Here is a 14,266-nt window from a genome sequence, read left to right on the forward strand (position 1 = left end):
TCAGGGCGGGTCGACTAGCCGCGCGTATCGTCCGGCTCATCATCGACCTGCCGCACCAGAATCTTGTCGATTCGGCGATTGTCCATGTCGACGATTTCGAAGCTCCAGCCCTGATCGACGAAGCTCTCGCCCTCAAGCGGGAGCTTTTTCATGACGGACAGGACATAACCCGCCGCAGTGCCGAATTCGCGGCCCTCGCCATAATCCAGCCCCAGCCTGTCGGCGAGGCCGTCCGCCGAAAGCGCGCCTGACACCAGCAGCGATCCGTCGCTCCGCTCGACGATTTGGGGCGCTTCGCCCTGATCCTGATCGCTGGCAAAACTCCCTGCGATGGCTGTGAGAAGATCGACCGGCGTGACGATCCCTTCGAAATGGCCGTATTCGTCATGCACCACCGCCATAGCGATATCGGCGGATTGCAGCACCCGCAGCGCATCCATTGCATCAAGCTGATCGGGTACGACCTCGGCCTTGCGCATCATTGCCCGGATCGAGACTTCCTCGCCCGCGACGAGCGCCGCCAGCACTTCGCGCACCTTGACGATGCCGAGGATCGTATCGGGCGAACCCTCGGCCACGGGCAGCAGCGAATGTGGACTGCGTTCGATCGTTTCCCTGATCTGCGTTACATCGGCATCGGCCTCGATCCAGTCGAGCTCGGTACGCGGCGTCATCATTTCGCGCACCGGACGCTCCGCCAGACGGACGACGCCCGTCAGGATCTGGTGCTGTTCTTCCTCGATCACGCCCGAGCGTGTGGCTTCGGCGAAGATCATTTGCAGTTCCTCGGCGGTGACCGAGGTCTGACCCTTTGCCCGAATGCCGAACAACGCAACGATGCCCGCCGATGAGCGGTCAAGCAGCCAGACCAGCGGCGCCGCAATGGTGGCGAGCAACGCCATCGGGCGTGCCATAACCAGCGAAACCGGAACCGCCGCCCTCAGCGCAAGCTGTTTGGGCACCAATTCGCCCACAACCACGCTCAGATAGGTCGTCAGGGCGATCACGGTCACAAACGCAGCTTCCTGCGATATGTCGGCGGGCACGCCCAGAGCAGCCAGCCGTTCACCCACCGGCCCTTCAAGGCTTGCGCCCGAGAACGCGCCGGTGATGATCGCGATCAGGGTGATGCCGATCTGGACGGTGGAGAGGAATTTGCCCGGCTCAGCAGCAAGGCCGATGGCAATCCGCGCGCTGGCAGAGCCATCTTCGGCTTTCGCCTTGAGCTTGTTCGTTTGGGCGGAGACTATCGCCAGCTCGGACATGGCGAAAACGCCATTGAGCACGATCAGCCCGGCGATGATCAGGACTTCTGGCCAGGGAAACGGTGTCACCCCCTGTCGCTAGCACAAATCGCGCGGTGTTCCAGTGTTCGTTGGCAAAACCCTTGGCAAAAATGCGTTCAGCTTCGCGAAAAGCGGGCTTGGGCATCAGATGAATGCGCAGGACATCAGGCCTAATCATGTATGATGGTGCCATAAGACAAAGCTGGAGGACGAAACATGAAAGCATCACGGATTCTTCTCTCGGGAACGGCGGCATTGGCGCTGCTCGGGACGAGCGCATGCGTTACCGATCCCAACACCGGGGAACGCAAGGTTTCGCGCACGGCAATCGGCGCTGGCCTCGGCGGCACGCTTGGCTATCTGCTCGGCGGGGCAATCGGCGGCGACACGGCCCGTATCATTGGTGCAGGCATCGGCGGTTCGGCAGGTGCCGTCATCGGCAAGCAGTTCGACGACCAGATCCGCGAGCTTGATGAAGAGCTGCAGGGAACCGGTGTCGATGTCGAGGAAGTGGGCGATCAGGACGCAATTCTGGTGCGCTTGCCCGACGGTGTCACATTCGCGCGCGGATCGGCCAACATCAATCCCGGCTTCTACGATTCGCTCAATGCTGTGGCGGAAAGCCTGATCAAATATCCCAACAGCCTCGTCGATGTGTACGGCTTTACCGATACGACCGGCTCGGACGCGCTCAATCAGCGCCTGTCGGAACAACGCGCGCAGGCCGTGGCCGATTACCTGGCCGCACGCGGGGTTGCTCGCAGCCGCATCGAAACGCGCGGATATGGCGAAAGCTACGATTACCTGCGGGTGAAGACCGCGGATGGCGTTGACGAGCCGCTCAACCGCCGGGTCGAGATCAAGATCATCCCGATCAGCCAGGAGGACGTAAGCGCCGCTCGCGGCCAGTAATCCGACTGCTCCGAATGCGAAGGGGCCGGGCCGATGGTCTGGCCCCTTTTATTTTTCCCGCTGCAATTGTTCGGCGCGATCAGCCAGCCGGGCCACCGCGGCATCGTGAATGCCAGGCGCGCAGACGAGCACGCCGAAATCGCGTGGATCATGCTTGTTGTAGGCAAGCGGCTTGCCAAAAGCGTCGGACACCCGCGCCCCGGCCTCGCGCGCGATCAGCGTGGCGGCAGCGATGTCCCATTCGAAGCCCCAGCGCAGGGTCGCCAGCAGGTCGGCGCGATCATCGGCAACCATGGCGATGCGCAAGGCGATGGAATTAGGCTTTTCGACCGGTACGAGGTCCGAATCGACCGCCGGCACCTGATCCACCGGAACCCGCGATCCGGCAAATTCGGTGCGCGTGCTCGCCTTCAACGTCTTGCCATTGAGCGTCGCGCCGCGTCCCGCAATCGCGAACCATTCCTCGCCGCGTGCCGGAGCCGAAAGCATCCCTATCAAAGGGCGGCCCGCGCTGATCAGGGCGACCGAGACGGACCAGCCTGTCCGCCCACGTACGAAATCGCGTGTGCCGTCAATCGGATCTACCAGCCAGATGAGGTCGCTGCGGGTGCGCACTTTGTCATCGGCGGTTTCCTCGGAAAGCCAGGCCGCCGCTGGCAGCAGGCGGCCAAGCTCCCGCTTCAGGAAGATATCGACCGAAAGGTCGGCTTCGCTGACGGGATTGCCCGGAGTCTTGTCCCAGCTTTCCAGCTTGTGCCCGTCGCCGGGCCATCGCGCATGAGCGATGCGACCCGCCTCGCGCACGATCTCCAGAAAGCGACCCTCATCTATCATTTTTGATCATTCCCGCGATGCATACCAAGGTAGGACGCCTGAAGGCAGCTTCGACACTTTTCAAGTGCCGCGATACGTGCTTAGGGCCTCCGCAAACAATCTCTCCCCCGGGACATCAATCAAAAGGGATCGAATCTGATGAACGTCCACGAATATCAGGCCAAGGAACTTCTCAAGGAACACGGGATCGCAGTTCCCGCGGGCCATGCGGCGCTTTCTGTTGAGGAAGCTGTTGCGGCGGCAAAGAACCTTCCCGGGCCGCTCTATGTCGTGAAGGCGCAGATTCACGCCGGTGGCCGCGGCAAGGGCAAGTTCAAGGAACTGCCCGAAGATGCCAAGGGCGGCGTTCGGCTCGCCAAGAGCATCGACGAAGTCGAAGCCAACGCCAAGGAAATGCTCGGCAACACGCTGGTGACGGTGCAGACCGGTGCGGAAGGCAAGCAGGTCAACCGCCTCTACGTCACCGATGGCGTTGATATTGCCAAGGAATACTACCTCTCGCTGCTGGTCGACCGGGCGACCGGTCGTGTGGCTTTCGTTGTTTCGACCGAAGGCGGTATGGATATCGAAGCGGTGGCGCACGACACGCCTGAGCTGATCACCACCTTCACCATCGATCCGGCACAGGGCTTCATGCCGCACCATGGCCGCGCCGTGGCCTTTGCCCTGAAGCTGACCGGCGATCTCAACAAGCAGGCGCAAAAGCTCGCCAAGCAGCTTTACGACGCCTTCATGGCGACCGACTGCTCGATGCTCGAAATCAACCCGCTGGTGGAAACCGTGGACGGCACGCTGACCGTGCTCGACGCCAAGATGAGCTTCGATTCGAACGCGCTCTATCGCCACCCGGCGATCGAGGCGCTGCGCGACGAGACCGAGGAAGACCCGGCCGAAGTCGAAGCGAGCGAATACGACCTCGCCTACATCAAGCTGGATGGCAACATCGGCTGCATGGTCAATGGCGCGGGCCTGGCCATGGCGACGATGGACATCATCAAGCTGAACGGCGCTTTCCCGGCCAACTTCCTCGACGTGGGCGGCGGCGCGACCACCGAAAAGGTGACGGCAGCGTTCAAGATCATCCTCAAGGACCCGGCAGTCGAAGGCATCCTCGTCAACATCTTCGGCGGAATCATGAAGTGCGACGTGATCGCCAACGGTATCGTTCAGGCGGCAAAGGACGTGAACCTCTCGGTTCCGCTCGTTGTCCGGCTTGAAGGCACCAATGTCGACGCGGGCAAGGAAATCCTCGCCAATTCGGGCCTGCCGATCGTCCCCGCAGACGATTTGGGCGACGCCGCGAAGAAGATCGTCGCCGAGGTGAAGAAGGCGGCCTGATCCAGCTGCGCTCGCCCGCCCGGGCGGGCGCCTTACATAGCGTTGAAGCGGAACAGCAGTTCCCCGCCGCTTTGCATTCTTACGGCCGCGACAAGCCCTACTCCGGGTTTGTCGCGGTCTTCGCATCTGAGCGTCAAAGCGTGGAAATAGGCCGCGCAAGGCTCAATTGCGACAAGGCGGAAGGTCAGCATGTCGCCTTTCTTCTCCCACCCGGTGAGGTCGGCGTTGAAGTGCTTCAGACGCAGCACCAACGTGCCATCCTCCTCCATCAGATACATATGTTCGGTGAAGCGGATGCCGCCTTCTTCGGTCGACTGCACGAAGGTGCCGACCATCGTGTCACCTGTGGGCGGCAGCCAGCTTTCCATTGCGGGCGCGCCGCCGATGCCTTCGCCCGACCATTGGCCGACCAGCCAGTCCAGCTGGTCCAGCCGGGCGGCGGGCGATTCGAAACCTTCGCCCCCCAGCCGCGTTTCCTGTGCTTGGACTGAAGGGGTCAGAACGCAGGCACAAAGCAGCACAACGGCTCTGAAGACGGATTGAAGCATGGCAAACCTCCCTTGCATTAAAGATGATGGACGAGGCCGCGTGATCTTGGCAAGGCTGCGCGCTGACAGCGATAAGAGCCGCCTCCACCAGCTTGACGTTTACGTAAACGCAAGTTAGGGGGCAGCCGGAATAGTTTTGTCGTCCTGCCGCAAACCCGGCGGGGCGTTATTGGGAAAGGAAGCGCAATGAAAATCCTCGTCCCCGTCAAACGGGTGATCGACTACAACGTCAAGCCACGCGTCAAGGCCGATGGCTCGGGCGTGGATCTTGCCAACGTCAAGATGAGTATGAACCCCTTCGACGAAATCGCTGTCGAAGAAGCGATCCGCATCAAGGAAGCCGGCAAGGCCGAGGAAATCATCGCCGTTTCGGTCGGCCCGGCAAAGGCCCAGGAAACGCTGCGCACCGCACTCGCCATGGGTGCCGACCGCGCGATCCTCGTCGAAACCGATGAAGAAGTCGAACCGCTGGCCGTCGCCAAGATCCTGAAGGCGATCGCCGATGAGGAACAGCCCGGCCTGGTGCTGCTCGGCAAGCAGTCGATTTCGGACGATTCGAACCAGACCGGCCAGATGCTCGCCGCGCTGATGGGCCGTCCGCAGGGCACCTTTGCCAACACCGTAGAAGTCGAAAGCGACAGCGTCACCGTGAAGCGCGAAATCGACGGCGGGCTTGAAACCGTGAAGCTGACGCTTCCCGCGATCGTCACCACCGACCTGCGCCTGAACGAGCCGCGCTACGCTTCGCTGCCGAACATCATGAAGGCGAAGAAGAAGCCGCTCGATACCAAGACGCCAGCCGATTACGGGGTCGACATCACCCCGCGCCTCACCACCACCAAGGTCAGCGAGCCGCCGGTTCGTCAGGCCGGTGTGAAGGTCGAGGACGTCGCCGCTCTGGTTGAAAAGATCAAGGCTCTGGGCATCGCCTGATCGGCGCCCCGGAGAGAGAAGGATTTAGGACATGAACACTCTGGTTCTGGTCGAACACGACAACAACACCGTCAACGATGCGACGCTGGCCGTGGTCACGGCAGCAGGCAAGCTGGGCGAAGTCACCGCGCTGGTCGCAGGTCACAACTGCGGCTCCGTCGCCGAAGCAGCCGCCAAGATCGCGGGCGTTTCCAAGGTGCTCAAGGCGGATGACGCCGCCTATGCGCACGCGCTGGCCGAAAACGTCGCGCCGCTCGTCGCCGGGCTGATGGCAGGCTATGACGCCTTCCTCGCGCCCGCCACCACCAGCGGCAAGAACATCGCACCGCGCGTCGCCGCGCATCTCGACGTGATGCAGATTTCGGAAATCCTTTCGGTCGAAGGCCCCAAGACCTTCACCCGTCCGATCTATGCAGGCAACGCCATCGCGACGGTTGAATCGACCGACGCGAAGCTCGTCATCACCGTACGCGGCACCGCTTTCGAAAAGGCGGCAACCGAAGGCGGATCAGCCGCAATCGAAGACGCTGCCGGACCGGGTGACGCAGGCACCTCGAGCTTCGTCGGTTCGGAAATCGCCAAGAGCGAGCGTCCGGAACTGACGAGCGCCAAGGTGATCGTTTCGGGCGGTCGCGCGCTGAAAGATGCCGAGACTTTCGAAGCCACAATCACCCCGCTCGCCGACAAGCTGGGCGCCGCCATCGGCGCTTCGCGTGCCGCAGTCGATGCGGGCTATGTCCCGAACGATTATCAGGTCGGCCAGACCGGCAAGATCGTCGCCCCCGAAGTGTACATCGCCATCGGCATTTCCGGCGCGATCCAGCACCTTGCGGGGATGAAGGATTCGAAGGTCATCATCGCGATCAACAAGGACGAAGACGCACCGATCTTCCAGGTCGCGGATATCGGCCTTGTCGCAGACCTCTACAACGCCGTGCCGGAACTCACCGGAGCGCTGTAAGCCTTTCGAATTTCTGAAGGTTGAAGAAGACCTCCGCCGCGTTAGTCTGCGCAGCGGAGGTTTTCTTATGGGTCGCACCAAACTTATCAGAGCCGCATATGTGGCAGGCGTCGCAGCTTTGCTCCTGACTTCTCCCATCGGCGCAGCGGCGCAAGACGGGCCGGACCGCGTCGAGCAACTCCTGCCAAGCTCTGAGTGGAATATTGATTTTGGCGAGGATTACTGCCGCCTCGCGCGCACTTTTTCGGACGGAGAGGATCAGTACCTCCTGTTCATCGAGCAGGCCGCGCCTGCGACGGGGTTCGGCATGACGCTCGCGGGTCCGAAGATTCGCCAGTTCAGACAGGTCATCACCCGCCTCAAGCTTGAAGAGGATGAAGGTTACCCGCAGGTTTCCCGCATGACCGGAGAGGTAGTGGGGTTTGGTCCAGCCGCAATTTTCTCGCGGATCGAGATAAATGACGATCGCGATGCAGCCCCAGATGGCACGCTCCGCACTCTCCCGCACATAGATCTCGACGAAGCATCCAAGATTGACCGAATCCAATACGGCCACGGCGGCTTTGCCCTGTCTTTCGAGACGGGAGACATGGGTCCACCTTTGCAGGCGCTCAACGTCTGCGCTGCCGATTTCGTGCGTTCGTGGGGCCTTGATGTCGAGCAACACAAGCAATTCACTCGGATGGCACGGTTGACGAACGAGCAAGAGATCGCCCGTGAAATCCAGAAATACTACACGCGTTCGGCACTGAACCGCGGCGAACAAGCGATCATCAGGATGCTTGTCATCGTCGAAACTGATGGATCGGTATCGCAATGCAAACTGTTCGAATCCACGGAGACGGACAGGCTACAAAGCAAGGCCTGCGAGGAGATGGAGGGAGCGGAATTCGAGCCAGCCCTCGACGCAAGCGGACAGCCGATGCGTTCCTTCTACACAACCAACATCATTTACCGGATTACAGAAGCCAACGCGCACGGCTGATCGTGATGCCACAACAGACTGCGTCTCGCAGTCGCCTTACAGTAACGTCACAATGAAATGCAGCGTCATCCCGACAAGGCCGCCCACCAGCGTGCCGTTGATACGGATGAATTGCAGGTCGCGCCCGACGGCGCTTTCGATGCGGCCGGTGATGGTTGTCGCGTCCCAGCGCTTCACCGTTTCCGAAACCAGCGTCACGATCCCGCTGCCGTAACGAGTGGCGACACCGACAGCGGTGCGGCGGGCGAAACGGTTGATCTGCACCTGCAGGCGTTCATCCTGCTTCAACGCGTGGCCAAGATCGGCAAGGCCGTTGCGCATTTCCATGCCGAGCCCCGTGTCGCTTTCCCGAGCACGGCGGATCAGTGACAGGCGGATGCGTTCCCACACGCCCATCCACCATTCGGCCACAGCCGGGTTCTCCAATAGGTCGCGCTTCATTTCCTCCACCCGCTCGCGGGTTTCGGGATCGTGCTGCAGATCCTGCGACAGCTTGTGCAGCCCTTCCTCCACCTTGCCGCGCAAGGGGTGATCGGGATTGACCAGCACTTCGGCCAGCAGCTTGTACAGGCCATCAAGGACATTCGAGGAAATCGTTTTGTCCAGCCCTGCCCAGCGCAGCACCCCGGCGACGCGATTGTGAATGATCTCGCGGACGGTTTCCTCATTGTCCTCCAGCGTCAGCCCCGCCCAGCGGATGAAACCGTTGATCAGCGGAGTATGGCGCTGATCGGTCATCGCGCTTTCGAGCATCCGGCCCGCGAGCGGGGACACGTCGATCTTCGCCAGCTGCGAGCCAAGGCCAGAACGCACCTGATTGCCGAGCCGCTGCGGATCGAGCGATTCGAGCACTTCGGCCAGCAATTCCGCCGCGCCGCTGGTGATGCGCGAACGCGCGTCGTCGCCCGATTTGTTCGGACTGTCGACGAGGAAATCGCCGATCGCGCGCGCGACATTCATGCTCGACATGCGCCGGGCAACCACGGCCGGGGTCAGGAAGTTTTCGCGCAGGAATTGCGCCATGGTGTCGGCGATGCGATCCTTGTTCGACGGGATGATCGCGGTGTGCGGGATCGGCACGCCCAAAGGATGGCGGAACAGCGCGGTCACTGCGAACCAGTCAGCCAGCCCGCCGACCATTGCCGCTTCGGCAAAGGCGTTGACGTACCCCCACGCGGGATGGCCCGTCTGGGCGAGCGCGTGGGTGGAAAAGAACACGCCTGCCATCGCCGCCAGCAGGCCGGTTGCGGTCCAGCGCATCCGGCGCGCGCGATCCGCCGTCAGCGGTTCTCCGCCGAACTTCAGGGGGACAGGGCGCTTGTTCTCCATCTGACCGTCTATCTGCCCGAAAACCGCCGCGCCGTCACGCCTTGGCAAGGCCGATCACCCACAGTCCGATGCCGTTACTCTGCAGGTTCCGCCCCTGGCGGCAGGCGCGTTGCCGGGATGGCGGGGCCTGCGCCACGCCCCGGATAGGGCGGGGTCGGGTCGGGTGCATGCGGCGGCGCGACAGGCTGGCCGTCGTCGCCGGGCTTGTAAGTCAGCAGGCGGCTGCGCAGCCACGGGCCGACACGCCGCTCGAACCCGTCGGCCAAGCTAAAGCCTGCAGGGACGATCACCAACGTGAGAAGGGTCGACATGATCAGGCCGCCGATCACGACGATGCCCATCGGCTGACGCCAGGCGCCATCGCCCGACATTGAGATTGCGACAGGGACCATCCCGGCCGTCATCGCCACCGTCGTCATCACGATCGGCTGCGCGCGCTTGTGCCCGGCTTCCATGATCGCTTCGAACTTGTTGGTGCCGCGCTCCATTTCCTCGATTGCGAAGTCGATCAGCAGGATCGAGTTCTTGGACACGATGCCGAGCAGCAGCAGAATGCCGATGTAGACAGGCATGCTCTGCGCAAAGCCGACCAGCCAGACCAAGAGGATGCCGCCCAAGGGAGCCAGCGCCAGCGAGGTCATGTTGACCAGCGGGCTCATCAATCGCTTGTAGAGCAGCACCAGCACCGCGAACACCAGCAGCACACCGGTGATGATCGCGATGATGAGGTTCTGCACCAGCTCTTGCTGCCATTCCTCTTCGCCCACGACATCGCGGATCACCCCGACGGGCAGGGTTTTGAGCACTGGCAGCGCATCCACTTCGGCCTGCGCCTCGCCTTTCAACACGCCGCTTGCCAGATCCGCGCCGACAAGCACGCGGCGGTTCTGGTTGTAGCGTTGGATCGCGGTCGGGCCGGAGCCGTAGGTGATGTCGGCAACCCGTGAGAGGGGAACGGTGCCGCCATTGATCGTCTGCACCGGCAGGTTCTCGATGGTGGCAAGGCGCCCGCGGGCTTCTTCCGACAGCTTGACCCGGATCGGGATCTGGCGATCCGACAGGGAGAAGCGCGCAGCATTCTGCTCGATCTCGCCAAGCGTCGCGATGCGGATCGTCTGTGACAGCGCGAGCGTCGAAACTCCCAATTCCGCAGCGATCTTCTCACGCGGAGTGATGATGATTTCGGGCCGGTTGATGTCTGCGCTGATGCGGGGCGCAACCAGCGTATCGAGCCCGCGCATCTGTTCCACCAGTTCCGCAGCAGTCCGATCAAGCAACTCGGGGTCGGAGCCGGCCAACATGACGGTGAGATCGCGGCCCGAGCCAAAGCCGCCGCTCTGCGAACGGAAGCGCACACGTGCATCGGGGATCTGCGCCAGTTGCGGGGCAAGCTCCCGTTCGAATTCGATCGAGGTGCGCTTACGATCATCGGTCAGCTTGATGAAGATGGTCGAATTGCCCAGCCGGATGCGCTGCAAGGTGCGTTCGACTTCGGGTTGCTCGTTCAACAGGGCATCGACCCGGTCAGACACGCGCTTGGTCGTCTCCAGCGTGGTGCCGGGAACCATTTCGATCTCGACGGTCGAATTCTCGTCATCGATGGTGGGCTGGAACTGGGCCGGAATCTGCCCGAACAACAGGATTGTGACCAACAAGGAGAACCAGCCGATGCCGAGCATCCACACGCGGTGATCGAAGAAGCGCGCCTGCGCCCAGCGGAAACCGTGCCCGATCTGGTGAAGGCCGAGCGGTTCCGGCGCACTGCTCTGGAACAACCAGCCCAGCAGAAGATGCTTCACCCAGCCAAGCGCCGAGGACAGAAGGTGGGCAATGGCGGTCACCACCGGACCAAGCACCTTCAGCGAAGCGATGCCGACGGCAAGACTGAAGATCGAAGTCACGATGACGAAGAAGACCTCGAACAGCTTGGCAACCACGGCATGTACCATGCTGTTGGTGTCTGCAGAAACGGCTGTTGCAATATCCTCATGGACGCCCAACCCGGCAAGACCTTGCCACAGCGGTTCCGGCAGCAACATCGCAGAGAACGTACCGCTGAACAGCTCGAACATAGCAATCATGGTCATGGCAAGCAGCGTCAGCACGATCAGCAACAGGGATGCCGTGTAGCGGCCGCGCGCCACCGGCGCGTCCACACCGGCTCGCCGCGCCCGAAGCTTGCCGCTGTCGAGCGTCCAGGCCAGCATCTGCATGTAGCGGTCCATCAACGGGCCTTCGCCATGCGCGCCCGCACCCTTGGCTGACAGGAAGTAGGCCGCCATCAGCGGCGTGATCATGCGCGCCACGGCAAGTGACATGAGCACCGCGACCACCACCGTCAGGCCGAAGTTCTGAAAGAATTGCCCGGACACACCCGGCATCAGGCCAACCGGCAGGAACACGGCGACGATGCAGAAGCTGGTTGCCACCACCGGCAAGCCGATTTCGTCGGCGGCATCGATACTGGCCTGATAGGCGCTTTTGCCCATGCGCATGTGGCGCACGATATTCTCGATCTCCACGATCGCGTCATCGACCAGCACCCCGGCGACAAGCGCCAGAGCCAGCAGCGAAAGGAAGTTCAGGTTGAACCCGAGCAGGTCCATGAAGAAGAACGTCGGGATCGCCGAAAGCGGAATGGCAACGGCGCTGATGAAGGTCGCCCGCCAATCGCGCAGGAACAGGAACACCACGACGATGGCGAGCACGGCACCTTCGATCAAGGCCGAGATCGAGCTTTTGTACTGGTTGTCAGTGTAGGTGGTGCTGGTGAACATCTTGATGAAGCGGACGCCCTCGGTCTCCGCCTCGATCTTGTCCATTTCCGCAACCGCCGCTTCGTAGACGGCGAGATCCGATGCGCCGCGGGCACGGTTCATGAAGAAGTTGACGACTTCGCGATCCTTGACCTCGCTGACCGATGTCCGCTCACCATAGCCATCACGCACGGTTGCAACATCGGCCAGCCGGATGGTGCGCCCGCCGCCCAGCTGGATCTGGCGTTGCGACAATTCATAGGCTGAATCGTCATTGCCCAGAACGCGCAGCGACTGTCGGGTGCCGCCGACTTCCGCCACGCCGCCGGCAGCATCGACGTTGTTCTGCCGCAGCACAGAGTTGATCTGCGATGCGGTAACTCCGAGCGCCTGCATCTTGGCCGGATCGAGGATCACCTCGATTTCGCGATCAACCCCGCCAAAACGCTGAACTTCGGCCATGCCGTCAATGCCTAGCAGCCGCTTCGCCACCGTATCGTCGATGAACCAGCTGAGCTGCTCGATCGTCATGTCGTCGGCTTCGACGGCAACGTAGCCGATCGCCTCGCCAACGACGTTCACCTTCGCGATTTGCGGCTCCAGAATGCCATCGGGCAGGCTGGCGCGCACCGAATTGACGGCGGTTTCCACTTCGTTGACGGCTTCGATGATGTCGACGCCGATTTCGAACTCCACGAAGGTGCTCGAGTTGCCCTCGCTCGCGGTCGACTGGATCGAATTCACGCCGTTGATGGCACGAACCGCGCTTTCGACGCGCTGTGTGATCTGGTTTTCGATTTCAGTCGGCGCGGCGCCGGGTTGGGCGATGGTAACTCTGACGGCAGGGAAATCGACGTCAGGATTGTTCGTGACGTCCATCCGCGCGAAGCTGATGATGCCAGCCAGCAGCAGCGCGGTGAAGAACACCAGAGGAATAACCGGATTGCGGATTGACCAGGCGGATATGTTCTTGAAGTTCATGGGTATTCTGCCTGTCCTGCAATCGTGTCTCTGTTCGTCAGCCGCGCGGTATCAGTTACGCAATTCGCACCTGATCGGATGGATCAACGCTCCTGCTTCTGAGGGCTCACTGTCTCGCCGGCATTTAGGAAACCGCCCGCGCGCAGCACCACCATCTCATTCCCGTTGAGGCCGTCCGTTATGGCAATGCCCTCTGCCGTCGCCATCCCGGTCGTGACCGAGCGACGCTCGGTCTTGTTCTCGGCCCCCACGACATAGACATAACTGCCCTTGTCATCCGCCAGCACCGCGCTTTCCGGAAGGACGGTCGCCTGAAGGCTACCGCTGTTGATCCGCGCGGTCGCAAAGCCGCCGGGACGAAGTTCGGGCGCATAAGACAGCGCAATACGGGCCGTTCCCTGGCGCGTTGCCGCATCGATCGTGGGCGACAATTGCCAGACCTGGCCTTCATATGATTTTTCCGATCCGGCAGGGGTAATCGTGGCCATTACACCGGTAGAAAGGCCCGCAAGCTGTGCTTCGCTGACCTGGGCGAGCATTTCCATTTCGCCACCACGCGCAATGACGAACAAAGCGGGCGTTCCGCCACCGACTGTTTGGCCCGGCTCGACATTGCGCTCCAGCACATAGCCGGAAGCTGGCGCGACAATGTTCAGACGTGCGTTACGGGCCCGCAGTTCGGCCAGTTGCGCCTCGGCAACCCTGACCCGCGCGACGGCGGCATCGCGCGTCGCCGTCAGGCGATCAACATCGGCCTTGGACACGAATCCGCGATCAACCAGCTGCAACGAGCGATCAAGATTGGCCTGAGCCAGCTGCGCGTCGGCGCGCGCCACCTCGATCTGGGCTGCCTGTGCGGCCGCCTGCTGGGTTTGCACCGAACGATCAATCACGGCGAGCACTTCGCCCTGCTGCACCCAGTCGCCTGCATCCACCCGCACCGAGAGGACCTGTCCGCCCTCACCCACAACACCCACGGGCATCGGTCGGCGGGCGGCCAGTGTGCCCGGCGCCTCCACCATGCCCTCAATAGTCGTCTTGCCCGGCGAAATGACCGTCACGACCGGCGCCTGCGTCTTGTCATCGCCCGGCGCCACCGGCTCACCGCCCGCGAACGCGAAGTAGGCGGCAATCGCGCCCAGCAGGACGAGCAGCCCGCCAAGTGCAATCAGCAGCCTTTTCACGACGGGTGACGATTGTGTGGGATCGCGCATGGCATCGACATCCGTCGGGATGTCGTCCTGCGTTTCTGCCGTGATGGTCGTCGCGTAATTCATTGTCTCAAACCCTGTTGGGGAGGCTCTGCCACCCACCTGTCCGGGCCCGTTTGCGCCCGGCCAAGTGTATTATAGATATAAGTCACCCTTCGCAATCCCTCATAGATATGGTGCGCGAGCCGGGCA

General features: G+C 62.1%; 11 protein-coding genes. 5 read left to right on the forward strand and 6 right to left on the reverse strand.

Translation table 11 applies throughout. The features are described from left to right. Positions 1–14 precede the first annotated feature (14 nt). Positions 15–1,334 carry a hemolysin family protein gene (locus L1K66_RS01745; RefSeq protein ID WP_252259349.1) on the reverse strand — a complete coding sequence of 440 codons (1,320 nt, stop codon included), beginning with the start codon at positions 1,332–1,334 and terminating at the stop codon, positions 15–17. Positions 1,335–1,502: 168 nt separating this feature from the next. Between L1K66_RS01745 and L1K66_RS01750 the strand changes: the two genes are divergently transcribed. Next, positions 1,503–2,198, forward strand: a complete 696-nt coding sequence (locus L1K66_RS01750; RefSeq protein WP_252259350.1) for an OmpA family protein — start codon at positions 1,503–1,505, stop codon at positions 2,196–2,198. Positions 2,199–2,246: 48 nt separating this feature from the next. Here L1K66_RS01750 and L1K66_RS01755 read toward each other — a convergent pair whose 3' ends face one another. After that, the gene (locus L1K66_RS01755) at positions 2,247–3,032 is read right to left on the reverse strand and encodes a 3'(2'),5'-bisphosphate nucleotidase CysQ (RefSeq protein ID WP_252259351.1); all 786 of its coding nucleotides are present in this window, start codon (positions 3,030–3,032) and stop codon (positions 2,247–2,249) included. Between the two features lie 138 nt (positions 3,033–3,170). Here L1K66_RS01755 and sucC point away from each other — a divergent pair, with 138 nt between their 5' ends. Continuing rightward, entirely contained in the window at positions 3,171–4,370 is a 1,200-nt protein-coding gene (sucC, locus tag L1K66_RS01760) for an ADP-forming succinate--CoA ligase subunit beta (protein ID WP_252259352.1), read from the forward strand. Between the two features lie 32 nt (positions 4,371–4,402). Here the strand turns inward: sucC and L1K66_RS01765 are convergent, their stop codons facing one another. Further along, complete coding sequence (locus tag L1K66_RS01765; RefSeq protein WP_252259353.1) at positions 4,403–4,918, reverse strand: DUF6265 family protein; 516 nt, start codon at positions 4,916–4,918, stop codon at positions 4,403–4,405. 186 nt (positions 4,919–5,104) lie between these two features. Between L1K66_RS01765 and L1K66_RS01770 the strand changes: the two genes are divergently transcribed. The 3 genes from L1K66_RS01770 to L1K66_RS01780 all read left to right on the forward strand — a co-directional run bounded on the left by L1K66_RS01770 (position 5,105) and on the right by L1K66_RS01780 (position 7,797). Further along, entirely contained in the window at positions 5,105–5,851 is a 747-nt protein-coding gene (locus L1K66_RS01770) for an electron transfer flavoprotein subunit beta/FixA family protein (protein WP_252259354.1), read from the forward strand. A gap of 31 nt (positions 5,852–5,882) precedes the next feature. Then, positions 5,883–6,812 (forward strand): electron transfer flavoprotein subunit alpha/FixB family protein, encoded by a 930-nt coding sequence (locus L1K66_RS01775; RefSeq protein ID WP_252259355.1) that lies wholly within the window; start codon positions 5,883–5,885, stop codon positions 6,810–6,812. A gap of 67 nt (positions 6,813–6,879) precedes the next feature. Next, positions 6,880–7,797 carry an energy transducer TonB gene (locus L1K66_RS01780; RefSeq protein WP_252259356.1) on the forward strand — a complete coding sequence of 306 codons (918 nt, stop codon included), beginning with the start codon at positions 6,880–6,882 and terminating at the stop codon, positions 7,795–7,797. A 36-nt stretch (positions 7,798–7,833) separates the two neighbouring features. Here the strand turns inward: L1K66_RS01780 and L1K66_RS01785 are convergent, their stop codons facing one another. The 3 genes from L1K66_RS01785 to L1K66_RS01795 all read right to left on the reverse strand — a co-directional run bounded on the left by L1K66_RS01785 (position 7,834) and on the right by L1K66_RS01795 (position 14,140). Then, on the reverse strand, positions 7,834–9,126 hold the full coding sequence (locus tag L1K66_RS01785; RefSeq protein ID WP_407931969.1) for a DUF445 domain-containing protein: 1,293 nt from the start codon (positions 9,124–9,126) through the stop codon (positions 7,834–7,836). Between the two features lie 74 nt (positions 9,127–9,200). Further along, on the reverse strand, positions 9,201–12,863 hold the full coding sequence (locus L1K66_RS01790) for an efflux RND transporter permease subunit (RefSeq protein ID WP_252259357.1): 3,663 nt from the start codon (positions 12,861–12,863) through the stop codon (positions 9,201–9,203). 83 nt (positions 12,864–12,946) lie between these two features. Next, a complete protein-coding gene (locus tag L1K66_RS01795; RefSeq protein WP_252259358.1) occupies positions 12,947–14,140 on the reverse strand; it encodes an efflux RND transporter periplasmic adaptor subunit in 1,194 nt (397 codons plus the stop codon). Positions 14,141–14,266: the final 126 nt, after the last annotated feature.

It is taken from the genome of Erythrobacter aurantius (assembly GCF_023823125.1).
GTDB classification, from domain to species: domain Bacteria; phylum Pseudomonadota; class Alphaproteobacteria; order Sphingomonadales; family Sphingomonadaceae; genus Erythrobacter; species Erythrobacter aurantius.